The organism is Microbacterium sp. AB (assembly GCF_032878875.1).
Taxonomy (GTDB): domain Bacteria; phylum Actinomycetota; class Actinomycetes; order Actinomycetales; family Microbacteriaceae; genus Microbacterium; species Microbacterium betulae.
Genome location: NZ_CP118157.1, coordinates 57029 through 81471 on the forward strand (window position 1 = coordinate 57029; position 24443 = coordinate 81471).

The window sequence follows — 24443 nt, forward strand, 5'->3', positions numbered from 1 at the left end:
GTCCGGCGTATTCGTGGCCGTGCGCGTCCTCACAGGTTCTGCACGGGTAGACTGACGAGGCCCACCTGCACCTGACCCGCCGTGTTCGACGCGCCAGAGGAGATGCCCCATGCTCGTGCTCCTCGCGCTTTTCGCGGCCGGCGCGCTGGTGCTCCCGATCCTGGCGAAGTGGCTCGGCGCGCACGTGTTCTGGGTCGCGGCGCTCTTCCCCGTCGCGGCGCTCGTGCAGGCGGTCATCGTGTCGCCCCAGGTCGTCGGCGGTGACATTCCCTACGAGTCATACACCTGGATCGCTCCGCTCGGCATCGAGCTCTCGATGCGCATGGACACGCTCAGCTGGGTGATGACGCTCGTCGTGACGGGCGTGGGAGCGCTCGTCCTCCTCTACTGCCGGGTGTACTTCCGCGGCAAGACGGCCGGGCTCGGTCGATTCTCCGCGGTGCTGCTGGCCTTCGCCGGCGCCATGTACGGGCTCGTCCTCACCGACGACGCGGTCATGCTCGTGATGTTCTGGGAGATCACGAGCATCCTGTCGTACCTGCTGATCGGGCACTACTACACCCGCGCCGCCAGCCGTCGTGCCGCGCTGCAGGCGCTCCTCGTCACGACCCTGGGCGGCCTCGTGATGTTCGTCGGCATCGTCCTGCTCGTGGTCGAGACCGGCACGTCGAGCATCTCGGCGATCCTCGAGCTCGCTCCGTCGGGCGCTCTCGTCGACGTCGCCCTCGTGCTCCTGCTCGTGGGAGCGGTCAGCAAGTCGGCCCTGTTCCCGTTCCACTTCTGGCTTCCGGGGGCGATGGCCGCGCCGACGCCCGTCAGCGCCTACCTGCACGCCGCCGCCATGGTCAAGGCCGGCATCTACCTGCTCGCGCGCTTCGCCCCGGCCTTCGCCGAGGAGGGGCCGTGGCGTCCGATCATCGTGACCCTGGGCGTGATCACGATGCTCCACGGCGGCGTGCAGGCGCTGCGCGAGACCGACCTCAAGCGCATCCTCGCCTTCGGCACCGTCAGCCAGCTCGGCTTCATCTCCGCGATCATCGGCTACGGCACGCGCGACATGGCGCTCGCGGGCATCGCCCTCCTGCTGAGCCACGCGCTCTTCAAGTCGTCGCTCTTCCTCATCGTCGGCGTCATCGACCGTCAGCTGTCGACGCGCGACATCCGCGAGCTGAGCGGCGTGGGCCGGCAGGCCCCCACGATGGCCGCGCTCGCGATGGTGGCCGTGGCCACGATGGCCGGCCTGCCCCCGACCCTCGGCTTCGTCGCGAAGGAGGCCGCGTTCACGGCGCTGCTCGAGGAGGCCTCCGCCGGCGGGGCCTGGGCGCTCGTCGCGCTCGTCGGCGTCGTGGTCGGCTCGGCGCTCACGCTCGCCTACGGGCTCCGCTTCATCTGGGGCGCGTTCTGGACCAAGCGCGGCGCGGGCGGCGAGAGGCTCGAGCCGACGCACTGGCCGGATCCGCCGCTCGGCTTCCTCGGCTCGCCCCTCGTGCTGTCCACGCTCGCGCTCGCCGGCGGACTCGTCGCGCCGCTGCTCGACTCCGTGCTCTCGGGCTATGCGGACTCCGCCCCGGGGGACGGGGAGTATCATCTCGCGCTCTGGCACGGTCTCGAGCCCGCCCTGGCCCTGTCGGCGCTGACGATCGTCGGCGGCGTCGGCGTGTTCTGGCTCGTGCGCGCCCGCGGCTGGGATCGCGCCAGGCGGATCCTCCGCCTTCAGGCCGGCGACGTCTACTACCTCGTCACCCGCGGCATCGACCGCCTCTCGGTCCTCGTCACGTCGATCACCCAGCGCGGGTCGCTCCCGGCGTACGTCGGCACGGTGTTCGTCGTGTTCGTCGTCGCGGAGGGCGTCGTGCTGCTCGCGGATCCCGAGTGGAAGATCGCCCTCGACGCCTGGCAGCACCCCGTGCAGCTCGCCATCGCCCCGATCATGATCGCCGCCGGCATCCTCGCCGTGCGCGCCCGCAAGCGGTACACGGGCGTCGTGCTCGTGTCGGCGACCGGGCTCGGGATGGTCGTCCTCTTCGCCGTCGAGGGCGCCCCCGACCTGGCCCTCACGCAGGTGCTCGTCGAGTCGGTCACGCTCATCGCCTTCACCCTCGTGCTGCGCCGCCTGCCCTCGCGGGTCGGCTCCCACAACGGCTCCGTCGCGCCCGTCGTCCGTGCCGTCCTCGCCATCGCGGTCGGTGCGACGATGGCCGTGATCGTCGTCGTCGCGACGAGCGCGCGCATCCACGAGCCCATCTCGGTCGACTGGGCCGAGATGGCGTACGAGATCGGCCACGGACGCAACATCGTCAACGTGGCCCTCGTCGATCTGCGCGGATGGGACACGATGGGCGAGCTGTCGGTGCTCGTCCTGGCGGCGACCGGCGTCGCGTCCCTCGTCTTCGTCACGCAGCGCTCCGACAACACGCTTCAGCGGCTGAGGAAGAAGATCCCGCGCTCGGCCCGTCGCGCGGTGCGCAGCCGTCCGCTCGTGGAGACGACCGACGGCCTCCGCCTTCAGACCGTGGAGAACCGCGACCGGCCCCGCGCCTGGCTCGTGGGCGGCCAGAGGATGAGCCGGGAGTCGCGGTCGATCCTGCTCGAGGTCATCGTCCGCATCCTCTTCCACACGATCATCGTCGTGTCGCTCTACCTGCTGTTCGCCGGCCACAACCTCCCGGGAGGCGGCTTCGCCGGGGGGCTCGTCGCGGGGATGGCGCTCGTCATGCGCTACATCGCCGGCGGCCGCTACGAGCTCGGGGCGGCCGCGCCGCGAGACGCCGGACAGCTGCTCGGCGCCGGCATGGTGCTCGCCGTGGGCACGGCCGTCGTGCCGCTGCTGTTCGGCCTGGACCCCCTCACGCGCGGCGTCTGGGAGGCGGAGCTGCCCCTCGTCGGCCACATCGAGTTCGTGACGTCGACCATCTTCGACGTCGGGGTGTACCTCGTCGTGATCGGTCTCGTTCTCGACGTGCTGCGCAGCCTCGGCGCCGAGGTCGACAGGCAGCTGCGCGAGGAGAACCCGGTCGCCGAGGAGACGGGGCAGGTCCGCGGATGAGCACCTCTCTCACCCTCGTCGTCATCATGGGCGCGCTCTATGCGGCCGGCGTCTACGCCATGCTGGAGCGCAGCCTCAGCCGTGTGCTCATCGGCTTCCTCCTGCTCGGCAACGCGACGAACCTGCTCCTGCTCACCGTCATGGGCTTCCCCGGGGTTTCTCCGTTCTACGGGGACGAGGGCGAGCAGAGCGACCCGCTGACGCAGGCCCTCACGCTCACCGCCATCGTCATCACCTTCGCGATCAGCGCGTTCCTGCTCGCGCTCATCTACCGCTCCTGGCAGCTGGGCCGCGCCGACACGGTGGAGGACGACGAGGAGGACCGCTCGCTGCGCGAACGGGCGATCGAGACCGAGGACGCGCTCGAGGACGAGGAGGAGCACGCCGAGTCGGGGGACGAGTCGGTGACCGACTTCGTCGGGGACGTGGCCTCGCCCATCACGATCCTGCACGCCGCGGACGCGGCAGGGCTGCGGGACGACGCCCCCGTGGACACCCCGTCGCCACCGCGCAGGCGCAAGGGCGTCGAGGACGATGAGCAGGATCCCGATCGAGACGACGAAGGAGGAGGCAGCCGATGAGCGCTCTCGTCCCCCTCCTGGTCACCGTCCCGCTGCTGGGCGCCGCGCTCACGCTGATCTTCGGCCGGCGCCGTCGTCTCCAGGTCGCGGTGTCGATCCTCACGCTCAGCGTGACGTTCGTGATCGCCGCGACGCTCCTCGTCGCGGTCGACCAGGGCACGCCGATCGCCGTCTCGGTGGGCGGGTGGCCCGTGCCGTTCGGCATCGTGCTCTACGTCGACCGGCTCTCCGCCCTCCTCGTGGCGGTCTCGAGCGTGGTGCTGCTCGCCGTCCTCCTCTTCTCGGTCGGGCAGGGCGCCGCGGACGGCGACGAGGAGACCCCGGTGTCGATCTTCCACCCGTCGTACCTCATCCTCGCCGCCGGCATCTTCAACGCGTTCATCGCGGGAGACCTGTTCAACCTCTACGTCGGGTTCGAGATCCTCCTCGTGGCCTCGTACGTGCTCATCACGCTCGGCGGGACGACGGCGCGCATCCGCGCAGGGGTCGTCTACATCGTCGTCTCGCTCGTGTCGTCGATCCTGTTCCTGTCGGCGATCGCGGTGCTGTACGGCGCCCTCGGCACCGTCAACATGGCGCAGATCGCCGAGCGGATGGTGGAGCTTCCCGACAACGTGCAGCTCGTGCTGCACGTGCTGCTCGTGCTCGCGTTCGCGATCAAGGCGGCCGTGTTCCCGCTGTCGTTCTGGCTGCCCGACTCGTACCCGACCGCGCCCGCGCCCGTCACCGCGGTGTTCGCGGGCCTCCTCACGAAGGTCGGCGTCTACGCGCTCATCCGCACGGAGACGCAGCTGTTCCACGACTCCGACATCAACATCGTGCTGCTCGTCGTCGCGCTGGCGACGATGCTCGTGGGCATCCTCGGCGCCGTGGCGCAGGCCGAGCTCAAGCGCATCCTGTCGTTCACGCTCGTCAGCCACGTCGGCTACATGATCTTCGGCCTCGCCATCGCCACGGAGGCGGCGATCGGCGCGACGATCTACTACATGGTCCACCACATCGTGGTGCAGACGACGCTGTTCCTCGCCGTCGGCCTCATCGAGCGCCGGGCGGGGTCGACGTCGATCCTCAAGGTGAAGGGGCTCTTCGCGGCGGCGCCGCTGCTGGCCGCTCTGTACTTCATCCCCGCGCTCAACCTCGGCGGGCTCCCGCCGTTCTCCGGCTTCATCGGAAAGTTCGCCCTGTTCGAGGCGGCGGCCGACGTCGGCACGCCGATCATGTACGCGCTCATCGCCGGCGGCATCGTCACCTCGCTCCTCACGCTCTACGCCCTCATGCGCGCATGGAACCTCGCGTTCTGGCGTGAGGAGGAGGACTCGGCGGAGACCGAGGCGCGCATCTCGCACCTCTCCGAGGCACCCGCGGCGGGCGTGCAGAACGAGCGCAGGGCGATCCCGCGGATCATGACGACCGCGACGGTCGGGATGGTCGCGGTGACGGTCGGTCTGACGGTGTTCGCCGGTCCGCTGTACGAGGTGTGCGAGCGCATCGGCCAGTCGCTCCTGGAGCCCATCTCCCTCGTCCAGCTCGAGAACGCGGAGGACGAGTCATGAGCCCGGACACCCCGCGCAGCATCCGGCGCCAGTTCTGGTCGCAGCTTCCGTTCTTCCTCTGGCTCGTCGTGCTGTGGATGCTGCTGTGGGGCCAGTTCACGGTGCTCGCGGCCCTCACGGGAATCGTGATCGCGGTCTTCGTGACGACGGTGTTCCGCCTTCCGACGGCCGACCTGTCGGGGCGCGTGAACCTCTGGTACGGCTTCCTGTTCGCCGTCGCGTTCCTCGCCGCCCTCGCCCGCGGAGCGCTGACGGTCGCCTGGCAGACGGTCGCCCCCGGCCATCCCGGCACCGCGATCGTCCGCGTGCCGCTGCGGGTGGACGACGACCTCATCATGACCCATGCGGCCGTGGCGAACTCGCTCGTCCCCGGCTCCCTCGTGGTCGAGGCCGATCGGGAGAACCGCGTGCTCTACCTGCACGTGATCGGGGTGACCTCGGCGGAGGACGTCGAACGCCAGCGCCGCATCGCGCAGCGCTGGGAGGAGCGCGCGGTGCTCGCGGTGGGGTCGCGCGCGCACGTCGCGCTCATCCGGTCGGACGCCCCGCCCGTCGTGGACCGCATCGCCGCGGAAGGGGGAGGACGATGAATCCGCTCGTCATCGCCATCCTCGCGGTCTTCGCCGTCGCGTCCGCCCTGACGATCGTCAGGATGGTCATCGGTCCCTCGATCCTCGATCGCGCGGTCGCGAGCGACGTGCTGCTGACGATGGTGCTGTGCGTCCTCGGCGCCGAGGCCGTCATCAACCAGCACACGCGCACGCTGCCGGTCATGCTCATCATCGCGGCGATCGGCGTCTTCGGATCGATCGCCGTCGCCCGTTTCGTCGCCAGGAAGGAGCGGGACCGATGAGCCTCGACGACGTCCTCGACACCGCGGCGCTCGTGCTCGTGCTCGCCGGCGCGCTGCTGTGCCTCACCGCCGCCATCGGCCTGCTGCGCTTCGCCGACGTGCCGTCCCGGCTGCACGCCGCGACGAAGCCCCAGGTGCTCGGGCTGCTGCTCATCTCCGTCGCGATCGCGCTGTCGCTGCGCTCGTGGTCCGTCCTCGCGGCGCTCGTCCCGATCGTCGTCATCCAGATGGCGACCGCGCCGCTCTCGGCCCATATGGTCGGACGTCAGGCGTACCGCAACGGCACGATCGACCGCGAGAACCTCGTCATCGACGAGATCGCCGAGGAGGACGACCGCATCTGACCCCGCGGCGTGCGGCGCGACGGGGTCAGCTCGCGAGCACGTAGCCGAGGGCCGCGGCGACGCCCGCGTTGGCGACGGCGCCGGCGCGGACGTTGAGGCCCCGTGCGAGAGCGGGGTCCGCGGCGGAGGCGGCGTCCCATCCGCGATCGGCGATCGCGGCGATGTACGGCAGCGTCGCGTTGGTGAGCGCGCGCGTGGAGGTCTCGGGAGCGGCCCCCGGCATGTTGGCGACGCAGTAGTAGAGGGCGTCGTGCACGCGGAAGGTGGGATCGTCGTGGGTCGTCGCGTGCGAGTGCTCGAAGCACCCGCCCTGGTCGATCGCGATGTCGACGAGCACCGCGCCGGGCTTCATCCCGGCGACCATCTCGTCCGTCACGAGCTTGGGCGCCGCGGCTCCCGGGATGAGCACGGAGCCGATGACGAGGTCGGCGGTGCGGAGCGCCTCGGCGATCGCGTATCGCGTGGAGTGCCGCGTCTGCAGCGCGCCGCCGTAGCGCTGCTCGAGCTCGCGCAGGCGCGGCAGGCTCACGTCGATCACCGTCACCTGGGCGCCGAGCCCCAGCGCGCTCGCGGCCGCGTGCTCGCCGGCCACCCCGCCGCCGATCACGACGACGTCCGCGCGTGGCGCCCCCGCGACGCCGCCCAGGAGCATCCCGCGGCCGCCCTGGGGGGAGAGGAGGTGGTACGAGCCGACGACCGTCGACAGGCGCCCGGCGACCTCGCTCATGGGCGTGAGCAGCGGCAGCGACCGGTCGGCGAGCTGCACCGTCTCGTACGCCACGGCGGTCGTCCCGGATGCGAGGAGCGCGTCGGTCAGGGGGCGATCGGCCGCGAGGTGCAGATAGGCGAAGAGCGTGAGGTCGTCGCGGAGATAGGCGTACTCGGCGTCGACGGGCTCCTTCACCTTGACGAGCAGCTCCGATTCGCCCCAGACCGCCGACGGGTCGGCGACGATGCGCGCGCCGGCTGCCGCGTAGTCGTCGTCGGAGAGGTGGGAGCCCGATCCCGCGCCGGCCTGCACGATCACGTCGTGGCCGTGCCGCAGGAGCGCGTCGACGCCCGCGGGGGTGATCGCGACGCGGTTCTCGTTGTTCTTGATCTCGGTGGGGATGCCGACCCTCATGGATGCTCCTCGTCGTGTTCGGCCCGGGCGCGGGCGCTCCTCGTGCCGACAGGATCGCAGCTTCTTCGTTTCCGGAGGGTTAACACGGGAGATCCTTCACCTCAGCGTCGTCTCTGGATAGTCTTTGCCGCATGACCGGCATCCGACCCCGCCCACCGGCGAAGGATCTTCGCCGTCCCGAGCTCGACGAGCTGGACGAGCGGATCGTCGGGATCCTCGCGGACGACGGCCGCATCACGAACGCCGATCTCGCGGCCACGCTCGACGTCGCCCCGTCCACGGCCCATGCGCGCATGCGTTCGCTCGTGGACCGCGGCGTGATCACGGGCTTCCACGCGAGCGTCGACCAGGAGCTGCTCGGACGGGGGCTCCAGGCGATCGTCGGGGTGACGCTGCGGCCCGGCGCCCGCCACGACAGCATCGTCGCGTTCGCGGACGAGGTCCGCCGTCTGCCGCAGGTGCTGCAGCTGTTCTTCATCGGGGGCTCCGACGACTTCCTCGTGCACATCGCGGTCGAGGGCGCGTCGGACGTGCGGCAGTTCGTCGTCGAGCACCTCTCCGCGCAGCGGTACGTCGCCACGACGCGCACGAGCATCATCTTCGAGTACCACCGCAACGCCGTCGCGGCGCCGTTCCGCTGATCTCCTCCGGCGACCGGGCGACCGTCTCTGTTGCGTCGCGTGTCGTCCGGTTGGCGGAGGGCGCCGGCGTCTGCCTACGGTGGGGGTCCTGCACCAGAGGAGCACCACATGGCATTCCGTTTCCGTACCCTCGCGCCCATCGCCGCGGTGGGCATCCTGGCCCTCGCCGGCTGCGCGTCGGACAGCGAGCCCGCGTCCAGCGGCGACCCCGACACGAGCGCCGAGGACACCCTCGGCACGGCGGACGACCCGGTACAGCTCGGCGTCGTCGGCGCGAGCGACCCGTACTGGGCGGTCTACGAGGAGGCCGTCGAGGCGGAGGGCATCGAGCTCGACATCGTCGACTTCACCGAGTACACGCAGCCCAACCCCGCGCTGAGCCAGGGGGAGCTGGACATCAACCAGTTCCAGCACATCCAGTACCTCGCGGACTACAACGTCTCCGCGGGCGACGACCTCCAGCCCATCGGCGCCACGGCGATCTACCCGCTCGGGCTGTACTCCGAGAAGTACGACAGCGTCGAAGACATCCCCGACGGCGAGACGGTCGTCGTCCCGAACGACACGGTGAACCAGGCGCGCGGACTTCTCGTGCTGCAGTCGGCTGGCCTCATCGCGCTGGAGGACGGCGGAAGCTCGTTCTCGTCGCTCGACGACATCGTCGAGGACGACTCCCGCGTCGAGGTGGAGGCGCTCGACGCCGCCATCACGGTCACGTCGCTTCCCGACGTCGCCGCCGCGATCGTCAACAACGACTTCCTCGACAACGCGGACCTGACGTCGGACGACGCCATCGCGGCGGACGACCCCTCGGACCCGTCGGCGCTGCCCTACGTCAACATCTTCGCCGTGCGCGCGGACGACGTCGACAACGAGGTCCTGAACCGGCTCGTCGAGATCTACCAGTCGAACCAGGACGTGCTCGACGGCGTGCAGGAGGCATCCGGCGGCACCGCCGTGTTCGCGACCACGCCCGTCGACGAGCTGCAGGCGTCGCTCGTCGAGGTCGAGGAGGCCGTCGAAGCCAACCAGTGACGTGACATGGGCGCGTGCGCGATGATGAATCGCGCACGCGCCCATCGCCGTCCCGACGAGGAACTCCATGACGCAGACGCACATCCGCATCTCCGAGGTCTCGAAGACCTATCCCTCTCAGCGCCGAGGCGGCGACGTCATCCAGGCCGTCGACGACGTGTCGATCGACATCGAGCGCGGCGACGTCTTCGGGGTCATCGGCTACTCCGGGGCGGGGAAGTCGACGCTCGTGCGCCTGATCAACGGTCTCGAGCCGGTCACGGCCGGATCGATCGAGGTCGACGGAGTCGACGTCGTCACCCTGCCCGAGCGCAAGCTGCGCGACGTGCGGCAAGGCATCGGCATGATCTTCCAGCGCTTCAACCTCCTGCGCTCCCGGACCATCCGCGGGAACGTCGCCTACCCGCTCGAGGTGGCGAAGGTCCCCCGCGCCGAGCGCACGGCGCGCGTGACGGAGCTCCTCGACTTCGTGGGGCTCGCCGACAAGGCCGACGCCTATCCCGAGCAGCTCTCCGGCGGTCAGCAGCAGCGCGTGGGCATCGCCAGGGCACTCGCCGCGGGGCCCGCCATCCTCCTCGCGGACGAGGCGACGAGCGCGCTCGACCCGGAGACGACCGACGAGGTGCTCGACCTGCTCGCGCGCGTGAACCGAGACCTCGGCGTCACGATCGTCGTCATCACGCACGAGATGGACGTCATCGCGCGCATCGCGAACAAGGTGGCCGTCATGGAGAGGGGGCGGGTCGTCGAGCAGGGTCCGACGTACGACGTCTTCACCCATCCTCGGACGGAGACGGCCAAGCGCTTCGTGCGCACCGTCGTCCGGGCCCTGCCGGAGGGGGACGCCCTCTCGGCGCTCCGCGCGAAGCACGATGGACGCCTGTTCACCATCTCGTTCACCGACGAAGGGGCGTCGGAGGCGCGCGTCTTCGCCGCTCTCGCGCGTGCCGGGGTGGACTTCAACCTCGTCCACGGCGGCGTGGACGACATCCAGGGCCGTGTCTACGGCCTGTTGACCATCGCGGTGCGAGGTGACGACGCCGACGTGCGTCGCGCTCTCGACGGCGTGGGCGCGGGCGTGACCGTCAGCGAGGTCGCCGCATGAACGATCTCCTCGCACAGCTCGCCGACCTCGCCCCCGACCTGTTCGAGCAGACGGGCATCACCCTGTGGCTGGTCGCCGCCTCGCTCGTGATCGGCGGCATCGGCGGGCTGGTCGTCGGCACGGCCATCACCGTCACCCGCCGGGGCGCGATCCTCGAGCAGCCGGTGGTCTACTGGATCCTCAACGCGCTCGTCAACACGATCCGTCCCATCCCCTTCATCATCTTCCTCGTCGCGCTGCAGCCCCTGGCCCGCGTCGTGGTGGGCAGGGGCATCGGCAACGAGGCGATCATCTTCACGCTGTCCATCGCCGCGACGTTCGGCATCGCGCGCATCGTCGAGCAGAACCTCGTCACGGTCGATCCCGGCGTGATCGAGGCCGCCCGCTCGGTCGGCGCGAGCCCGTGGCGGATCATCCGCACCGTCATCCTGCGAGAGGGACTCGGCCCGCTCATCCTCGGGTACACGTTCGCCACCGTCTCGATCATCGACATGTCGGCGGTCGCGGGAGTCGCGGGCGGTCAGGGCCTCGGAAACTATGCCCTCGCCTACGGATACCGGCAGTTCGACGACGTCGTCACGTGGTCGGCGCTCATCATCATCATCGTCATCACGCAGTTCGTGCAGGGCTTCGGGAACGTCCTCGCGCGCCGCATCCTGCGGCGCTGAGCGGAGGACGCGCGGGGTCTTCGGCCACGTTCGGATATATACTGACCGACGAGCGGGGATATACGGAGGTGGCGCATGACGAAGACGATCGTCGACATCGACGACGCGTTGCTGGAGCGTGCCATGGAGCTCACGGGCAGCGCCACGAAGAGGGCTGCGGTCAACGAGGCCCTGGCGCAGGTCGTGCGACGGCATGAGGCGCTTGGCTACATCGATCTGGTCCAGGGCGGCCTGGTCGTGGAGCTGGACGACCCAGAGGTGACTCGCGGCGCCCAGCGATGAGGCTGCTGTACCTCGTCGACAACTCGGTCCTGCAGCGGGTGGCGCGTTCCGAGGCCGTCGCCGGGGCGCTCATCGACCTCACCGCGACAGGAGACCTCGCAGGCTGTCTTCCTCAGCTTCTGGAGGAGGGGTACTCGGCGCGGTCGGCCGACGACCACGGAACCATCGTCGATGCGAGCCGTCGCGCGAGGGTGTTCCTGCCGCCCGACGGACGCGTCGCCGAGTTGGCGCTCGATCTGCAACGCCGTCTCTTCCGCGCGGGCAAGGGGCGCGCCGTGGGAGTGAGCGATCTTCAGATCGCGGCAACGGCCATCCGGTACACCGACGCATCCACCACGGTCGAAGTCGTGCACTACGACCACGACTTCGAGCACGTCGCCGCGGTGAGCCCGGCGTTCTCGCATCGGTGGATCGTGCAGGCAGGCGCAGCGGACTGAGTAGCGCGGCACCGCGCCGGGCCTTCGAGACCGCGCCGGTCCGCTCTCGTCCTCCAGGATGAGACGCAGTCGCGCGCTGTCCGATGCAGACGAGATCGCCGCCGGCTCAGTCGGTGCCGGAGTCGAACGCGGCGGACTCGCCGGCCTCGTCGAACGCGTCGGCGAGCTCCTCCTCGGCGGCCGACACGGGGTTCACGCTGCCGGTGATCTCGTCGGCCTCGCCGCGTTCGAGCGCGCCGATGAGCTCGCCCGTCGCGCCGCCGACGATGCCGCGCGCGACGTAGCCCTCCAGGCGCGAGCGCGAGTCGGCGATGTCGAGGTTGCGCATCGTGAGCTGCCCGATGCGGTCCACCGGTCCGAAGGCGGCGTCGCCGACGCGCTCCATCGAGAGCTTCTCGGGGGCGTACGACAGGCCGGGGCCCTCCGTCGACAGGATCGTGTAGTCCTCGCCGCGGCGGAGGCGCAGGGTCACGGACCCGGAGATCGTCGAGCCGACCCACTTCTGGATGGACTCGCGCAGCATGAGCGACTGCGGCTCGAGCCAGCGGCCCTCGTACATGAGGCGGCCGAGGCGGCGCCCCTGCTCGTGATAGGTCGCGAGGGTGTCCTCGTTGAGGATGCCGTTGAGGAGCCGCTCGTACGCGATGAAGAGCAGCGCCATCCCCGGAGCCTCGTAGATGCCGCGCGACTTCGCCTCGATGATGCGGTTCTCGATCTGGTCGCTCATGCCGAGGCCGTGGCGGCCGCCGATGCGGTTCGCCTCGAAGACCAGCTCGACGGCGTCCGCGAACTCCACGCCGTTCAGCGCGACGGGGCGTCCGGCCTCGAACGCGACCGTGACGTCCTCGGTCTCGATCTCGACGGCGGGGTCCCAGAACCGCACGCCCATGATCGGCTCGACCGTCTCGAGCGAGACGTCCAGCTCCTCGAGGGTCTTCGCCTCGTGCGTCGCACCCCAGATGTTCGCGTCGGTCGAGTACGCCTTCTCGGCGGAGTCGCGGTACGGGTAGCCGTGGGCGACGAGCCATTCGCTCATCTCGGTGCGGCCGCCGAGCTCCGTGACGAACTGCGCGTCGAGCCAGGGCTTGTAGATGCGCAGGCGCGGGTTCGCGAGCAGGCCGTAGCGGTAGAACCGCTCGATGTCGTTGCCCTTGTAGGTCGACCCGTCGCCCCAGATGTCGACGCCGTCCTCCTTCATCGCGCGCACGAGCAGCGTGCCGGTGACGGCGCGGCCGATGGGCGTCGTGTTGAAGTAGGTGCGCCCGGCGGACCGGATGTGGAAGGCGCCGCACGCGAGGGCCGACAGGCCCTCCTCGACGAGCAGCGGCTTGCAGTCGATGAGGCGCGAGGCCTCGGCGCCGTAGCTCAGCGCGCGGCCGGGGATCGACGCGATGTCGTCCTCGTCCGGCTGGCCGAGGTCGCCCGTGTACGTGAACGGCACGGCGCCCTTGTCGCGCATCCAGGCGACGGCGACGGAGGTGTCGAGACCCCCGGAGAAGGCGATGCCGACGCGCTCGCCGACGGGCAGTGTTTCCAGGACCTTCGACATGGGTTCCATCCTAGAGGCGCGCGGATGCCCGCACCGTTCGGGGGGACCCGTGCGCGGAGCCGCGAAGTGCGCCAGAGTGTCGGGGAGGAGGTGGGCGGATGGGCGAGAGCGTGCTGTGGGGCGCCGTCGGCGCTGCGCCGTTGCTGCTCGGAGCGGTGCTCGCCGGCGTGCGCGCCTGGCCTCCGCGGATGCTCGGGATCGTGCTGGGGTTCGGCGCCGGCGCGCTCATCGCCTCCATCGCCTACGAGCTGTGGGAGGAGGGGCTCGACGTCGGCGGGCCCGTCGCGCTCGCGGCGGGCGTGGCGGCGGGAGCGCTCTGCTACTTCTTCGCCGACAGGGGCGTCGACGTCTGGTCGCGCCGCCGGGGCGGCGGATCGGGGGCGGCCGCGGGCGCGCCGCTCGCCATCGGCGCGCTCCTCGACGGCATCCCGGAGCAGCTCGTCCTCGGCATCGGCCTGGCCGCGGGCGAGGGGGTGAGCGTCGCGCTCGTGATCGCGATCGTCGTCTCCAACCTCCCCGAGTCGATCGGCTCGTCCTCGGAGATGCTCGACGGGGGAGCGAAGCGCCGCGACGTGCTCCTGCTGTGGACGGCGGTCTCGGTCGTCTGCGCCGCGGCGACAGTCGTCGGGTTCGTCGTCGCGGATCTCGCGACACCGGAGCTGCGCGCCGGCGCGAGCGGCTTCGCCGCGGGCGCTCTCCTCGTCATGCTCGTCGACTCGATGATCCCCGAGGCGCAGAGACGCGCCCGAGACCTCACGGGCCTCGCGACCGTCATCGGCTTCGCCGTCGCCGCGGGCCTCTCGCTCGGAGGGTGACCGCGGCCGCACGGGAGAGGAGCAGCGCCGCGTCCCGACGCGCGCCTCCGGGCGTTCACGTGCGTCGCGGGGGAGCAGCCGCCCGGAACGACGGCGCGAGCGAGACCGCGAGCGCGATCGCCGACGCGACGGCGCACGCGAGGAGCGCCGCCCGCAGGGAGGCGGGCGAGCCGACGCCGGCCGCGCCGAGCAGGATGCCCGTGGCGAGGGCGATGAGGTAGGTCGCCGAGAGCCGCTGGGTGAGCTGGAGGAACGACGCCGCCACGCCGTGGAGGCCCGGCGGGGCGAAGGAGAGCGTCATCACCCGCAGGGGCGGCTCGACCAGGCCGCCCGACGCCCCGAGCCCCACCTGCGCGATCGCCGTGAGGACGAACAGGGTGCCGTCCGGGACGAGCGGGGCGGCGATCGCGACGGCCGCGATGAGCGCGCCCTGCAGCGACAGCCCGAGCGGCACCGTGCTCGGGCCGAGCCGCGCGAAGATCCGCTGGCTGAACAGCGACACGGCCAGTCGCGCGAGCGCGCCCGGGGCGAAGACGAGGGCGATCGTGAGCGCGGACAGATCGGGCCGCTGCAGGAAGTACACCGTCGCGACCGACCCGAGGGCGAGCGTCGCGCCGAACCACGTCATCGCGACGACGTTGCCGGCCACGAAGCCGCGCGATCGGATGAGGGCGGGGGCGAAGAGCGGCACGCGCCCGCGTGCGGCGTGGCGCCGCTCCCAGAGCGCGAGCGCGGCGGCCGCGATCCCGCATCCGGCGACGAGCCCCACGACGACCGGGGCGGGGAGGCCGGGCTCGATCACCGGAAGCGTCACCGCGAGCACGATGCCGCCGAGCAGGCCGATCGCCGGGAGGTCGAGCGAGACGCGCGCGTGCGAGCCGGAGCCGCGCGGCAGCCCGCGCCGTCCGAGCCACAGCGCGAGCCCGGCGAACGGGAGCGGCAGGAACAGCACGAGGCGCCAGGCGGCCTCCGGCGGCGTCGACCCGAGCGCGACGGCCGACGCGATCGGGCCCAGGAAGCCGGCGAGCGCGCCGACGGCCGTGTAGGCGCCGAGGGCGCGGAGCCGGGCGGCGCCGAGGAAGAGGTCCTGGATGGCGCCGAGCACCTGGGCGCTGATGACCCCGGCGCCGAGGCCCTGCACGAGGCGTGCGGCGACGAGCACGCCGATGCCGGGCGCCGCGACGGCGAGGACGCCTCCGACGAGGAAGGTCCCGAGCCCGACGGCGAAGAGCCCGCGGCGGCCGTAGGCGTCGCCGAGCCTGCCGCCCGGCACGAGCCCGAGGCCGAAGGTGAGGGAGAACGAGGCGAGGAGCCACTGCACGCCGGGCGTCCCGCCGCCGAGCGTCGAGCTGACGGCGGGCACCGTGTAGGTGATCGCCGTCGCGTCGAAGAGCGTCGCGAAGCCCGCGGCCAGGCACGCCCAGAGCGCCGCCCGCGAGGAGCCGTCCGCCGCGTCGGGGCGCGCGGACGATGACATGCACACGACGGTAGGGGAGGAGGTCGGACGGCAGGGGCCCTGTTTCCCGACGCGTCGGCGTGTGACGATGTGTGGCGGCAGTCGGCACGCCGGCCCCCGGCGCCGCATACGCTCGGATCGACGCAGCCGACGACGAGAGGGGTCTGCGTGACGACGCTGCTGGAGACCGAGGCCCTCGTCTTCGCGCGCGACCTCATCCGGATCGAGAGCGTCAACACGGGGGTGGCCGCCGAGATCGGCGACGGGGAGACGCGCGCGGCGCGGTACGTGCAGGAACGCCTCGCGGAGGCGGGGATCGCCTCCGAGCTCGTCGAGGGACGACCCGGCAGGGGCTCGGTCGTCGCCCGGCTGCGCGGCGGCGATCCGGAGGCGGGGGGCCTCCTCGTGCACGCGCACCTCGACGTCGTCCCGGTCGAGGAGAAGGACTGGACGCATCCGCCCTTCGGCGCCGAGATCCACGACGGCCATCTCTACGGCCGCGGCGCGGTCGACATGAAGAACTACGCCGGGACCATCCTCGCCGTCGCGCGACACTACGCCCGTGAGGGGATCGTGCCGCGACGCGACCTCGTCTTCGCGTTCCTCGCCGATGAGGAGGCCGGCGGCGTGTGGGGCGCGGGCTGGATCGTCGACAACCGGCCCGACCTGCTCGCCGGCGTCACCGAGGCGCTCAGCGAGGTCGGCGGGTTCTCCGTGCCGCTCACGGGCGCCGAGGGGGACGACCGCCGCGCCTATCTCGTCGCGACCGCCGAGAAGGGCGTCGCGTGGGCGACGCTCACGGCCCGCGGCCACGCCGCCCACGGATCCCGGCCGACCCCCGACAACGCGGTCGTCCGCCTCGCGCAGGCGGTCGCGGCGATCGGCGACCACCGGTTCCCCGTGCACAGGACCGAGGCGCTGCAGCGGTTCTTCGACGTCTTCGGCGAGGCGCGGGGCCTGTCGTTCAGCGACGAGACCCTCGCCGACGACATCGCGAGCCTCGGGTTCGTCTCGTCGCTCGTCGACGCGTCCACCCGCAACACCGTCACGCCCACCGTCCTCGGCGGCGGGCGCAAGACGAACATCATCCCCGCCGAGGCGTTCACGCGCGTGGACATCCGCATCCTGCCCGGCCAGGACGAGGCCGTCCGCGACCATCTGCGGGACGTCGCGGGCGATGACGTCGACATCCGCGAGGGACGCTGGTGGCCGGCCACCGAGGCATCCGTCGACGCGCCCCTCATCGACGTCTTCCAGCAGGCGATCGCCGAGCAGGACGCCGACGGCGTCGTCGTGCCGTACCTGCTGCAGGCGTCCACCGACAACAAGCACTTCGCGCGCCTCGGCATCCACGGCTACGGGTTCGTGCCGCTGCGCGTGGAGCCCGGCTTCGACGTCTTCAGCCAGTTCCATGCGGCCGATGAGAGGGTGCCCGTCGACGCACTGCTGTTCTCCGCCCGCGTGACCGAGCGCATCCTGCGCACGGCCTGAGGCCCGCCACGACGAAAGGGACGCCATGACCGCCGTCTACGTGCTGCACGACAACCCCGACTGGATCCCCGCCTTCGCGCGCGCGTTCGAGGCCGAGGGCGTGCCGCTGCGGGAGTGGCGCCTCGGCGAGGGCGTGCTCGACCTCGACGCCGAGCCGCCGCAGGGCGTCTTCTGGTCGCGGCTGAGCGCCTCGTCCCACACCCGCGGAGCCGAGAGGGCGAAGGACGCCGCGCGCGCGACGCTCTCGTGGCTCGAGTCGTGGGGACGGCGGGTGGTGAACGGCAGCGCCGTGGCGTCGTTCGAGGTGAGCAAGGCCGCCCAGCACGCGGCGCTGCGCCGCGCGGGCTTCGACGTGCCGCGCACCGTGGCCGTCTTCGGGCGCGAGGGGCTCTCGGAGGCCGCACGCGGCTTCGACCTCCCCTTCATCACGAAGCACAACCAGGGGGGCAAGGGGCTCGGCGTCCGCCGGTTCGACGACTACGCGGCCTTCGACGCGTACGTCGAGAGCACGGAGTTCGAGGAGCCCGCCGACGGCATCACGCTCCTGCAGGAGTTCCTCCCGTCGGCCGAGCCCTTCGTCACGCGCGCGGAGTTCATCGGCGGCCGCTTCGCCTACGCCGTCCGCGTCGACACGTCGGCCGGCGGCTTCGAGCTGTGCCCCGCGGAGGCCTGTGCCGTCCCCGAGGCGGGCGTCGAGCCGGAGCCGCTCTTCCGTGTACGCCCCGAGGTCACGGCGGACGACCCGCTCATCCGCGGCTACGAGGAGCTGCTCGCGCAGCTGGGCATCGAGATCGCCGGCATCGAGTTCCTCACGACGTCCACGGGCCGCACGGTGACGTACGACATCAACACGAACACGAACTACAGCCCCGACGTCGAGGCCGCGATCGACGACCCCGCGACGCGCCGGGTCGCCCGCTTCCTCGGCGGCCTGCTCGCCCCCGCGCCCGCGGCGGTCTGACGAGGAGCCGCGGCACGTCTCGCGGCTAGCGGAGGGTCCCGGCGGGCTCGGACCATCCCGCGCCCGATCGCAGACGTTCCGCGACCAGGCGCTCGAGCGTCGTGCGCGGCCTGACGGCGTCGGGGTCGAGCACCTCGGCGAGCGGGCGGCGGAAGACGAAGAAAGCCGCGGCACGTCCGCCCTCCTGCGTGGGCGCGCATCCGGCGACGTCGAAGCGGGCGGCGAACGCGCGGATGTTCGACCCCGCGGGCAGCGAGGACAACGCCGGGTCGAGCAGCCATGACGTGCACACGAGCGCCTCCCCCGGGAAGGCGCTCCGGATGCGGGACAGCGCGTCGTCGACGAGCGGTGGGGCGAGCGGTCCGCCCTCGGGAACGTGCAGGTCCCGCCCTCGCCCGCCCGTCTCGCGTGCCGCCTGCAGACGTCCGAAGGCGAGGACGTCGGCGCGGGCGATCCCGATGAGCCACGGGATGTCGGCGTCGTCGCCGTACGCGGCGATCTTGCGGTCGATGTCGGCGAGCGTCGCGTCGGTCGTCGAGGGCTCCACACCGAGGCCCCGGTGCCGGCGGAGCGCGAGGGGCCGCGCCGCCGCGAACGCCTCGGTCAGCCGCACGCTCAACGCGCCCCGCCGGGACCGTCGCGCCCCGCGCCGCCCGTCCGCCTCGCGCACCGCGTCCGCCTCGCGCACGACGTCGTGCACGAGCCGCGCGGCTCCCGCCCCGTCGGCGGCGACCGCCGCGACGACGGCCTCGAGGAGACGGTCGTGGCCGCCTTCCGGGTCCTCGCCGACGGGGCTCATCCGGCCAGCAGGCGCAGGAGCCGTTCGACCTCGGCCGCGACGGCGGCGCGCGCCGGGGTGAGGTAGCGGCGCGGGTCGACGACCGCTCTGTCGGCATCGAGCACCTCGCGCGCGGCCGCCGTGAACAGGCCGTTGAGATGCGTCGAGATGTTGATCTTCGTCATGCCCGCCGCCACGGCGCCGGCGAGCTCGTCATCGCTCAGACCGGACGAGCCGTGCAGGACGAGCGGCACGCCCGCCGCCTGTGCCAGGCGGGCGATGAGGTCTCGGTCGACGGTCGCGACGCGCGACGTCATCGCGTGCGACGTGCCGACGGCGACGGCGAGGGCGTCGACGCCGGTGGCGGCGACGAACGCCGCCGCCTCGTCCGGCCGGGTGCGCGCACCCGGCGCGTGCACGCCGTCCTTGCCCCCCACCTCGCCCAGCTCGGCCTCCACGAACGTCCCCCGGGCGTGGCAGTGCGTCACGACGTCGCGCGTGGCGGCGACGTTCTCCTCGTACGGGAGCGCGGACCCGTCGAACATGACGCTCCGCACGCCGAGCGCGACGGCCTCGTGCACGAGACCCACCTCCTCCGCGTGGTCGAGATGGACGGCGACGGCGACCGCCGCCTCACGCGCGAGGGCGAGGCACGCCGTCGCGATCGGCTCGAGAGAGCCGTGGTAGCGAGCGGCGTTCTGGCTGATCTGCAGGACGACGGGCAACTCGGCGCGCTCCGCGCCCGCGACGATCGCCTCGGCGTGCTCGAGCAGCACGACGTTGAAGGCGCCGAGGCCGCGGCCGGCGGCATGCGCCTCGGCGACGAGACGCGGGCGGTCGGCGGTGGGCGTGATCATGGTCACCTCTGGGTCTCGGGGGATCGCGGGGCGGCGGACGGATGCGGGCGGGAGGGCTCAGGGCCGAGCCGGGCGCGGAGCCCGTCGATCGCCGCGGCGTCGATCTCGCCGGCGACGGGGGCGAGCACGGCGGCTGCGCCGAGCACCGCCGCGGAGCGCAGCGCACGGGCGAGACCCCCGCCGTCGGCGAGGGCGCCGACGAGGCCGGCGGTGGCCGCGTCCCCCGCGCCCGTGGGGTTGCCGTGGACGTCGGGGACGGCGACCTGGCGCGTCTCGGCGCCGTCTCGGCCGAGCGCCACCATGCCGTCGGCGCCGCGGGAGACGACGACCGTGCCCGCTCCCGCGTCGACGAGCGCGCGCATGCCCTCGCGGAGCGTCGTCGCCCCGCTCGCCGCGAGGGCCTCGGCCTCGTTCGGGGTGACGTAGTCCGCCTGCGCGCCCGCGGCGACGAGAAGGGCGGGACCGCTCGTGTCGACGACGACCGTCGCGCCCGCGGCACGGGCCGCCGCGATGACGCCCGACACCTGCCGCGGATCCGTGCGAGGCGGCACGGACCCGGACAGGACGACGCACCCTCCGGGCTCGGCGCGGTCGCCCACCGCGGCCGCGAGACGGCGCCATGCCGCATCCGAGAGCGGATGGCCGGATTCGGCGAACAGCGTCGGGTGCGCGCGATCGTCGACCACGGCGACCGTCTGGCGGGTCTCGGCCGGAACGTGCACCGTGACGGTCTCGATGCGCTCGGCTGAGAGCGCGTCGGCGATCCATCGCCCCGAGGCCCCGCCGAGCGGCTGCACCGCGACGGCGGGGATCCCGAGTGCGGCGAGCACGCGGACGACGTTGACGCCCTTGCCTCCGGCGCGCCTGTCGACGCCGTGCACGCGCACGGTGTCCCCGATGCGCTGCTCGGTCACCCGGTAGGTGACGTCGATCGCCGGGTTCGGCGTCACGACGACGATGCGAGCCATTCGCCCCTCCTCATCACACGGCTGATGCGAGGGCCCTCGAACGAGACGAGGTCGGCCGGCGCTCCCGGCGCGAGCGCCTCGTTCGGCATGCGCAGTGCGCGGACGGGGGCGGTGCGGGTGAGCGCGACGACCTCGGCGAGATCGACGCCGCGGGCGAGCAGCCTCTCGACGGCGTCGCCGACGACGGCGGTGGCCCCCGCGAGCGAGGAGCCGTCCGCGAGGGTCGCGACGCCGTCCACCACGACGACGTCGGATCCGGCCACGCGGTACCGGCCGTCGCCGAGACCCGTCGCGGCCATGGCGTCGGAGACGAGCATGGTCCGTCCACGTGCCGCCCGGCGCACCGCGTCGATCGCGATGTCGGCCACGTGGTGACCGTCGCCGATCAGCTCCAGAGCGAGACGGGCGTCCGCGAGGCCGACCCCGACGGGACCGGGCTCTCGGTGGTGCAGAGGGGGCATCCCGTTGAACACGTGCGTGAGCACGCGCGCGCCCGCGTCCACGGCGTCGCCGACGATCTCGGCCGAGGCTCCCGTGTGGCCGAGGGCGACGGCGACCCCGGCGTCGGTGAACCGGCGCACGGCATCGAGCGCGCCGGGCAGCTCGGGGGCGAGGGTGACCGTGGCGAGCGCGCCGTCCGCGGCGCTCAGCAGCATGTCGACGTCGACGGCGTCGGGGGAGCGCAGGAGAGCCGGGTCGTGGGCTCCGCGGCGTGCGGAGGAGAGGAAGGGGCCTTCGAGGTGCAGACCGGCGAGCGCGCCGTCGCGGACGAACGGGGCGAGCTCCCGCAGGCGTGTGAGCGTCGTGTCGAGGGGGCCGGTGGCGAGAGAGGCCACCAGGGCGGTGCTCCCGGCCCGATGGTGGTGAGCGATCGCGGGGCCGGGATCCGTGCCCGCGGCGGCGAAGTCGATGCCGCACGCGCCGTGGACGTGAGCGTCCACGAATCCGGGCACGAGGGCGTCGACGGTCGTGTCCGCGCGCCCGGGCGTCGCGCCCGTCCCGCGCTCGACGACGCGGCCGTCGACCACGTCCAGCCATCCCGGCCCGTCGTGGCCTCGGCCGTCGACGATGCGGCGCGCGGCGACGACGGTCACGCCGCCCCCCGGGGGAGGAGGCGGGAGGCGAGCAGCGCCGCGCCGATGGCGCCCGCGCGGTCGCCGTGCCGGGCCGCGACGACGCGCGGCATCCGCAGTCCGGGAAGCCGCCGGGCCAGCGCGACGGCGAGCGGATCGAGCAGCAGGGGGCCCGCCTCCGACAGACCCCCTCCGACGACGATCGTCGCCGCGCCGACGGCCGTGGTGAGCCCGGCGAGCGCGTCGGCCAGTGTCTCGACGGTGTCGGTCCACGCCGCCACCGCGTCCGGGTCGCCCTCGGCGACCCGGACCGCCACCGCTCGCGCGTCGGGAGCGTGCGCGCGTCGCGCGAGGGCGGAGGCGGAGGCGACCTCCTCGACCCTCCGGCCGGCGTGGGGGCCCGCCGCGATGAGCTGCTGGCCGATCTCGCCGGCCCAGCCGCCCGAGACGAGGGCCGTCTCGCCGATCAGGATCGCGGCGGCGACGCCCGTGCCGACGGGCACGAACACGACGGGGCCGGCCGCGTCGCGTGCGGCGCCGGAGTGGCGCTCGGCGAGGGCGCCCGCCCGCACGTCCTGGCCGAAGGCCACGGGCCGGTCCAGCACGGCTGTGAGCGCTGCGGCGAGAGGCGCGTCGCGAAAGCCGATGTTGGCCGACAGGATCGCCGTGCCGCGCTCCTCGTCGACGACGCCGGGGACGGCGACCCCGATCGGCGTCCCCTCCGGCGGATCGAGCGCCGTCACGGCACGGGCGACGGCGCTCACGACGCGGGAGCCGTCGGTGTCGGGCACAGGCGTGGGCGCGCGGTGCTCGCGCACCACGACGCCGTCGTCGACGAGCAGGGCCTTGACGGTCGTCCCGCCGACGTCGACGCCGCAGCTCATCCCTCCGCCGGCAGGGCTCATGCGAGGATGACGGACCGCGTCAGCGAGCGGGGACGGTCGGGATCGAGGGCACGCGCCTTCGCGAGCGCCACGGCGAAGCGCTGGGCGACGACGAGGCCGGCCAGGGGGTCGAGGTCGTGCCGCACGAACGTGGCGCCGGCCGACTCCACCTCCTCGACGAGCCCCTCCGGGGCGGCGCCGAGGCTCCAGACGAGCCGGCCGGGCTGCGCGATCGCGATCGGTCCGTGACGGTAGTCCATGGCCGGGTACGACTCCGACCAGTACTGCGCCGCCTCACGGGTCTTGAGGGCGGCCTCGTGGGTGAGGCCCACGGCCCAGCCGAGACCGAGGAAGGTGGTCTGGTCGGCCGCGAGGTAGTCGTCGACGGGGACGCCGAGAGCGCGCTCGCCGTCGGCGACGAGCGCATCGACGTCCGCGCCGAGGTGAGCGCGGAGCAGGACGAGCGTGGACGTCGCGAAGCGGGTCTGCACCACGGACCGCTCGTCGGCGAACGGCAGCTCCACGCTCGCCTCCGCGTTCTCTGCCGCGGGCGAGCCGGAGACGGCCGTGATGAGCGTCGTGTGCGTGCCCGCGAGCGCGGCGAGGAGCTCGACGATCTCGGTGGTGGTGCCGGAACGCGAGATCGCGACGACGCGGTCGTACTCCCGCCCTCGGGGGAACTCGCTGCCGGCGAACGCATCGGTCACGCCGTGACCGGCCGTCTCGCGCAGGACGGCGTACGACATGGCGATGAACCAGCTCGTGCCGCAGCCGACGACCGCCACGCGCTCGCCTCGTCGCGGCAGGCTGTCCGCCGCTGCGGGGACGAGGTCGGCGGCCCGGCGCCAGGTGTCGGGCTGCGAGGCGATTTCCGTGTCGACGAAGGAGGAGTGCATCGGCTTCTTTCCGCTGGGGTCGCATGTCGTGATCGACGCAAGATCAAGAGTGACTTGTAGTCTGCTTATTTGAGCAGAAACGATCAAAACGTGCAAGCGTCCGCGTGAGAGGATGGGGCGGGTCGAAGGGCGGACAGGACGATGACGCAGCAGCAGCGCCTCAATCGCGTGCTCGAGCTGGTGAGCGAGCGGGGCAGCGTGTCCATCGCCGAGATCGGCGACGCCCTCGGCGTCTCCACCGCCACGGTGCGCCGCGACCTCAACACGCTCGCCGAGCAGCGGCTCGTGACGCGGACCCACGGCGGCGCCACCGCGCTGGGATCGGGGTACGAGCTGCCCCTGCAGTACAAGACCGCCCGTCAGGCCGAGGCCAAGGTCGCGATCGCGCGCGCCGTCGCGGGCCTCGTCCAGCCGGGCGACTCGGTGGGCCTCAACGGCGGCACGACGACGAGCGAGGTCGCGCGCGAGCTGGGCCGCAGCGAGCGCCTGCGATCGCGGGGAGATGCGCCGGGCGTCACGATCGTCACGAACGCGCTCAACATCGCCTATGAGCTGTCCGTCCGCGAGCACGTGAAGATCGTCGTGACGGGGGGCGTCCCGCGCCGGCAGTCGTACGAGCTCGTCGGCCCGCTCGTGGGCGCGGCGCTGCGGGAGTTCAGCATCGACACCGCCGTGCTCGGCGTCGACGGTCTGAGCGCCGGGTTCGGCGCGACGACCATGCACGAGGGCGAGGCGGAGGCGAGCCGCGAGATCGCCGCCGTGGCCCGGCGCGTCGTGATCGCGGCCGACGCCACGAAGCTGGGCCGGTCGACGTTCGCCCGGATCTGCCCGCTCTCGCGCATCGACGTGCTCGTCACCGATCAGCCGGTCTCCGCGGAGCTCGCCGCGGAGCTCGCCGGATCGAGCGTCGAGATCGTCGTCGCCCCCCGCTCCTAGCGGCGCCTCGGGCCCGCCCGGCGGGGCGGCGAGGCGGGAGCGTGTTACGGGGCCGTAAACAATCCGCTCGTCCCCCCAACGCACGCTGCCTGCGCGTCTAGTGTCTGAACA

At 72.5% G+C, this 24443-nt stretch carries 25 protein-coding genes; 16 read left to right on the forward strand and 9 right to left on the reverse strand.

Annotated features, from left to right (window positions below; translation table 11 throughout):
* Positions 1-109: 109 nt before the first annotated feature.
* Genes N8K70_RS00255 through mnhG form a run of 6 tightly spaced genes read left to right on the forward strand, consistent with a single transcriptional unit; the run spans position 110 to position 6377 of the window.
* Positions 110-3046 carry a Na+/H+ antiporter subunit A gene (locus N8K70_RS00255; RefSeq protein WP_317139602.1) on the forward strand — a complete coding sequence of 979 codons (2937 nt, stop codon included), beginning with the start codon at positions 110-112 and terminating at the stop codon, positions 3044-3046.
* On the forward strand, positions 3043-3627 hold the full coding sequence (locus N8K70_RS00260; RefSeq protein WP_317139603.1) for a Na(+)/H(+) antiporter subunit C: 585 nt from the start codon (positions 3043-3045) through the stop codon (positions 3625-3627). The genes N8K70_RS00255 and N8K70_RS00260 overlap by 4 nt, the downstream gene beginning before the upstream one ends.
* Positions 3624-5180: a Na+/H+ antiporter subunit D gene (locus tag N8K70_RS00265; protein ID WP_317139604.1), complete on the forward strand. Its 1557-nt coding sequence runs from the start codon at positions 3624-3626 to the stop codon at positions 5178-5180. The genes N8K70_RS00260 and N8K70_RS00265 overlap by 4 nt, the downstream gene beginning before the upstream one ends.
* Complete coding sequence (locus N8K70_RS00270) at positions 5177-5770, forward strand: Na+/H+ antiporter subunit E (RefSeq protein ID WP_317139605.1); 594 nt, start codon at positions 5177-5179, stop codon at positions 5768-5770. The genes N8K70_RS00265 and N8K70_RS00270 overlap by 4 nt, the downstream gene beginning before the upstream one ends.
* Positions 5767-6033 carry a monovalent cation/H+ antiporter complex subunit F gene (locus N8K70_RS00275; protein ID WP_317139606.1) on the forward strand — a complete coding sequence of 89 codons (267 nt, stop codon included), beginning with the start codon at positions 5767-5769 and terminating at the stop codon, positions 6031-6033. Before N8K70_RS00270 ends, N8K70_RS00275 begins: the two co-directional genes overlap by 4 nt.
* The gene (mnhG, locus tag N8K70_RS00280) at positions 6030-6377 is read left to right on the forward strand and encodes a monovalent cation/H(+) antiporter subunit G (protein WP_317139607.1); all 348 of its coding nucleotides are present in this window, start codon (positions 6030-6032) and stop codon (positions 6375-6377) included. The genes N8K70_RS00275 and mnhG overlap by 4 nt, the downstream gene beginning before the upstream one ends.
* Positions 6378-6402: 25 nt before the next feature.
* On the opposite strand, the gene ald is transcribed toward mnhG, so the two are convergent.
* A complete protein-coding gene (gene ald, locus N8K70_RS00285) occupies positions 6403-7500 on the reverse strand; it encodes an alanine dehydrogenase (protein WP_317139608.1) in 1098 nt (365 codons plus the stop codon).
* Between the two features lie 131 nt (positions 7501-7631).
* On the opposite strand from ald, the gene N8K70_RS00290 reads away from it, so the two are divergent.
* The 6 genes from N8K70_RS00290 to N8K70_RS00315 all read left to right on the forward strand — a co-directional run bounded on the left by N8K70_RS00290 (position 7632) and on the right by N8K70_RS00315 (position 11668).
* A complete protein-coding gene (locus N8K70_RS00290) occupies positions 7632-8141 on the forward strand; it encodes an Lrp/AsnC family transcriptional regulator (RefSeq protein WP_317139609.1) in 510 nt (169 codons plus the stop codon).
* A gap of 108 nt (positions 8142-8249) precedes the next feature.
* On the forward strand, positions 8250-9176 hold the full coding sequence (locus tag N8K70_RS00295) for a MetQ/NlpA family ABC transporter substrate-binding protein (protein ID WP_317139610.1): 927 nt from the start codon (positions 8250-8252) through the stop codon (positions 9174-9176).
* A 67-nt stretch (positions 9177-9243) separates the two neighbouring features.
* Positions 9244-10281, forward strand: coding sequence for a methionine ABC transporter ATP-binding protein (locus tag N8K70_RS00300; RefSeq protein ID WP_317139611.1), 1038 nt, complete (start codon positions 9244-9246; stop codon positions 10279-10281).
* A complete protein-coding gene (locus N8K70_RS00305) occupies positions 10278-10949 on the forward strand; it encodes a methionine ABC transporter permease (RefSeq protein WP_317139612.1) in 672 nt (223 codons plus the stop codon). The genes N8K70_RS00300 and N8K70_RS00305 overlap by 4 nt, the downstream gene beginning before the upstream one ends.
* 75 nt (positions 10950-11024) lie before the next feature.
* The gene (locus tag N8K70_RS00310) at positions 11025-11231 is read left to right on the forward strand and encodes a type II toxin-antitoxin system VapB family antitoxin (protein WP_317139613.1); all 207 of its coding nucleotides are present in this window, start codon (positions 11025-11027) and stop codon (positions 11229-11231) included.
* Positions 11228-11668 (forward strand): PIN domain-containing protein, encoded by a 441-nt coding sequence (locus N8K70_RS00315; RefSeq protein WP_317139614.1) that lies wholly within the window; start codon positions 11228-11230, stop codon positions 11666-11668. The genes N8K70_RS00310 and N8K70_RS00315 overlap by 4 nt, the downstream gene beginning before the upstream one ends.
* A gap of 106 nt (positions 11669-11774) precedes the next feature.
* On the opposite strand, the gene argG is transcribed toward N8K70_RS00315, so the two are convergent.
* The gene (gene argG / locus N8K70_RS00320) at positions 11775-13217 is read right to left on the reverse strand and encodes an argininosuccinate synthase (protein WP_317139615.1); all 1443 of its coding nucleotides are present in this window, start codon (positions 13215-13217) and stop codon (positions 11775-11777) included.
* Positions 13218-13315: 98 nt separating this feature from the next.
* Between argG and N8K70_RS00325 the strand changes: the two genes are divergently transcribed.
* Positions 13316-14032, forward strand: coding sequence for a ZIP family metal transporter (locus tag N8K70_RS00325; protein ID WP_317139616.1), 717 nt, complete (start codon positions 13316-13318; stop codon positions 14030-14032).
* Positions 14033-14087: 55 nt separating this feature from the next.
* Here the strand turns inward: N8K70_RS00325 and N8K70_RS00330 are convergent, their stop codons facing one another.
* Positions 14088-15509, reverse strand: coding sequence for an MFS transporter (locus N8K70_RS00330; protein ID WP_317139617.1), 1422 nt, complete (start codon positions 15507-15509; stop codon positions 14088-14090).
* A 147-nt stretch (positions 15510-15656) separates the two neighbouring features.
* On the opposite strand from N8K70_RS00330, the gene N8K70_RS00335 reads away from it, so the two are divergent.
* Positions 15657-16979: a M20/M25/M40 family metallo-hydrolase gene (locus N8K70_RS00335; RefSeq protein WP_317139618.1), complete on the forward strand. Its 1323-nt coding sequence runs from the start codon at positions 15657-15659 to the stop codon at positions 16977-16979.
* Positions 16980-17004: 25 nt separating this feature from the next.
* Entirely contained in the window at positions 17005-17940 is a 936-nt protein-coding gene (locus tag N8K70_RS00340; protein WP_317139619.1) for an ATP-grasp domain-containing protein, read from the forward strand.
* A 25-nt stretch (positions 17941-17965) separates the two neighbouring features.
* Here the strand turns inward: N8K70_RS00340 and N8K70_RS00345 are convergent, their stop codons facing one another.
* The 6 genes from N8K70_RS00345 to N8K70_RS00370 are packed head-to-tail and all read right to left on the reverse strand — an operon-like array spanning position 17966 to position 23396.
* A complete protein-coding gene (locus tag N8K70_RS00345) occupies positions 17966-18739 on the reverse strand; it encodes a hypothetical protein (protein ID WP_317139620.1) in 774 nt (257 codons plus the stop codon).
* The gene (locus N8K70_RS00350; RefSeq protein ID WP_317139621.1) at positions 18736-19575 is read right to left on the reverse strand and encodes a class II fructose-bisphosphate aldolase; all 840 of its coding nucleotides are present in this window, start codon (positions 19573-19575) and stop codon (positions 18736-18738) included. The genes N8K70_RS00345 and N8K70_RS00350 overlap by 4 nt, the downstream gene beginning before the upstream one ends.
* 2 nt (positions 19576-19577) lie before the next feature.
* A complete protein-coding gene (locus N8K70_RS00355) occupies positions 19578-20543 on the reverse strand; it encodes a 1-phosphofructokinase family hexose kinase (protein WP_317139622.1) in 966 nt (321 codons plus the stop codon).
* Positions 20522-21637 carry an N-acetylglucosamine-6-phosphate deacetylase gene (locus tag N8K70_RS00360; RefSeq protein ID WP_317139623.1) on the reverse strand — a complete coding sequence of 372 codons (1116 nt, stop codon included), beginning with the start codon at positions 21635-21637 and terminating at the stop codon, positions 20522-20524. Before N8K70_RS00360 ends, N8K70_RS00355 begins: the two co-directional genes overlap by 22 nt.
* Positions 21634-22521: an ROK family protein gene (locus N8K70_RS00365; protein ID WP_317139624.1), complete on the reverse strand. Its 888-nt coding sequence runs from the start codon at positions 22519-22521 to the stop codon at positions 21634-21636. Before N8K70_RS00365 ends, N8K70_RS00360 begins: the two co-directional genes overlap by 4 nt.
* Positions 22518-23396, reverse strand: coding sequence for an SIS domain-containing protein (locus N8K70_RS00370; RefSeq protein WP_317139625.1), 879 nt, complete (start codon positions 23394-23396; stop codon positions 22518-22520). The genes N8K70_RS00365 and N8K70_RS00370 overlap by 4 nt, the downstream gene beginning before the upstream one ends.
* A gap of 141 nt (positions 23397-23537) precedes the next feature.
* On the opposite strand from N8K70_RS00370, the gene N8K70_RS00375 reads away from it, so the two are divergent.
* Positions 23538-24332: a DeoR/GlpR family DNA-binding transcription regulator gene (locus tag N8K70_RS00375; protein ID WP_317139626.1), complete on the forward strand. Its 795-nt coding sequence runs from the start codon at positions 23538-23540 to the stop codon at positions 24330-24332.
* Positions 24333-24443: the final 111 nt, after the last annotated feature.

Bases quoted from the DNA above. Each gene is read 5' to 3' on its own strand.
- N8K70_RS00275 (WP_317139606.1), top strand. From the start codon at position 5,767: ATGAATCCGCTCGTCATCGCCATCCTCGCGGTCTTCGCCGTCGCGTCC.
- N8K70_RS00300 (WP_317139611.1), top strand. From the start codon at position 9,244: ATGACGCAGACGCACATCCGCATCTCCGAGGTCTCGAAGACCTATCCC.
- mnhG (WP_317139607.1), top strand. From the start codon at position 6,030: ATGAGCCTCGACGACGTCCTCGACACCGCGGCGCTCGTGCTCGTGCTC.
- N8K70_RS00295 (WP_317139610.1), top strand. From the start codon at position 8,250: ATGGCATTCCGTTTCCGTACCCTCGCGCCCATCGCCGCGGTGGGCATC.
- N8K70_RS00350 (WP_317139621.1), bottom strand. From the start codon at position 19,575: ATGATCACGCCCACCGCCGACCGCCCGCGTCTCGTCGCCGAGGCGCAT.
- ald (WP_317139608.1), bottom strand. From the start codon at position 7,500: ATGAGGGTCGGCATCCCCACCGAGATCAAGAACAACGAGAACCGCGTC.
- N8K70_RS00340 (WP_317139619.1), top strand. From the start codon at position 17,005: ATGACCGCCGTCTACGTGCTGCACGACAACCCCGACTGGATCCCCGCC.
- N8K70_RS00265 (WP_317139604.1), top strand. From the start codon at position 3,624: ATGAGCGCTCTCGTCCCCCTCCTGGTCACCGTCCCGCTGCTGGGCGCC.
- N8K70_RS00345 (WP_317139620.1), bottom strand. From the start codon at position 18,739: ATGAGCCCCGTCGGCGAGGACCCGGAAGGCGGCCACGACCGTCTCCTC.
- N8K70_RS00330 (WP_317139617.1), bottom strand. From the start codon at position 15,509: ATGTCATCGTCCGCGCGCCCCGACGCGGCGGACGGCTCCTCGCGGGCG.
- N8K70_RS00315 (WP_317139614.1), top strand. From the start codon at position 11,228: ATGAGGCTGCTGTACCTCGTCGACAACTCGGTCCTGCAGCGGGTGGCG.
- argG (WP_317139615.1), bottom strand. From the start codon at position 13,217: ATGTCGAAGGTCCTGGAAACACTGCCCGTCGGCGAGCGCGTCGGCATC.
- N8K70_RS00290 (WP_317139609.1), top strand. From the start codon at position 7,632: ATGACCGGCATCCGACCCCGCCCACCGGCGAAGGATCTTCGCCGTCCC.
- N8K70_RS00255 (WP_317139602.1), top strand. From the start codon at position 110: ATGCTCGTGCTCCTCGCGCTTTTCGCGGCCGGCGCGCTGGTGCTCCCG.
- N8K70_RS00325 (WP_317139616.1), top strand. From the start codon at position 13,316: ATGGGCGAGAGCGTGCTGTGGGGCGCCGTCGGCGCTGCGCCGTTGCTG.
- N8K70_RS00355 (WP_317139622.1), bottom strand. From the start codon at position 20,543: ATGGCTCGCATCGTCGTCGTGACGCCGAACCCGGCGATCGACGTCACC.
- N8K70_RS00370 (WP_317139625.1), bottom strand. From the start codon at position 23,396: ATGCACTCCTCCTTCGTCGACACGGAAATCGCCTCGCAGCCCGACACC.
- N8K70_RS00260 (WP_317139603.1), top strand. From the start codon at position 3,043: ATGAGCACCTCTCTCACCCTCGTCGTCATCATGGGCGCGCTCTATGCG.
- N8K70_RS00375 (WP_317139626.1), top strand. From the start codon at position 23,538: ATGACGCAGCAGCAGCGCCTCAATCGCGTGCTCGAGCTGGTGAGCGAG.
- N8K70_RS00365 (WP_317139624.1), bottom strand. From the start codon at position 22,521: ATGAGCCCTGCCGGCGGAGGGATGAGCTGCGGCGTCGACGTCGGCGGG.
- N8K70_RS00310 (WP_317139613.1), top strand. From the start codon at position 11,025: ATGACGAAGACGATCGTCGACATCGACGACGCGTTGCTGGAGCGTGCC.
- N8K70_RS00270 (WP_317139605.1), top strand. From the start codon at position 5,177: ATGAGCCCGGACACCCCGCGCAGCATCCGGCGCCAGTTCTGGTCGCAG.
- N8K70_RS00305 (WP_317139612.1), top strand. From the start codon at position 10,278: ATGAACGATCTCCTCGCACAGCTCGCCGACCTCGCCCCCGACCTGTTC.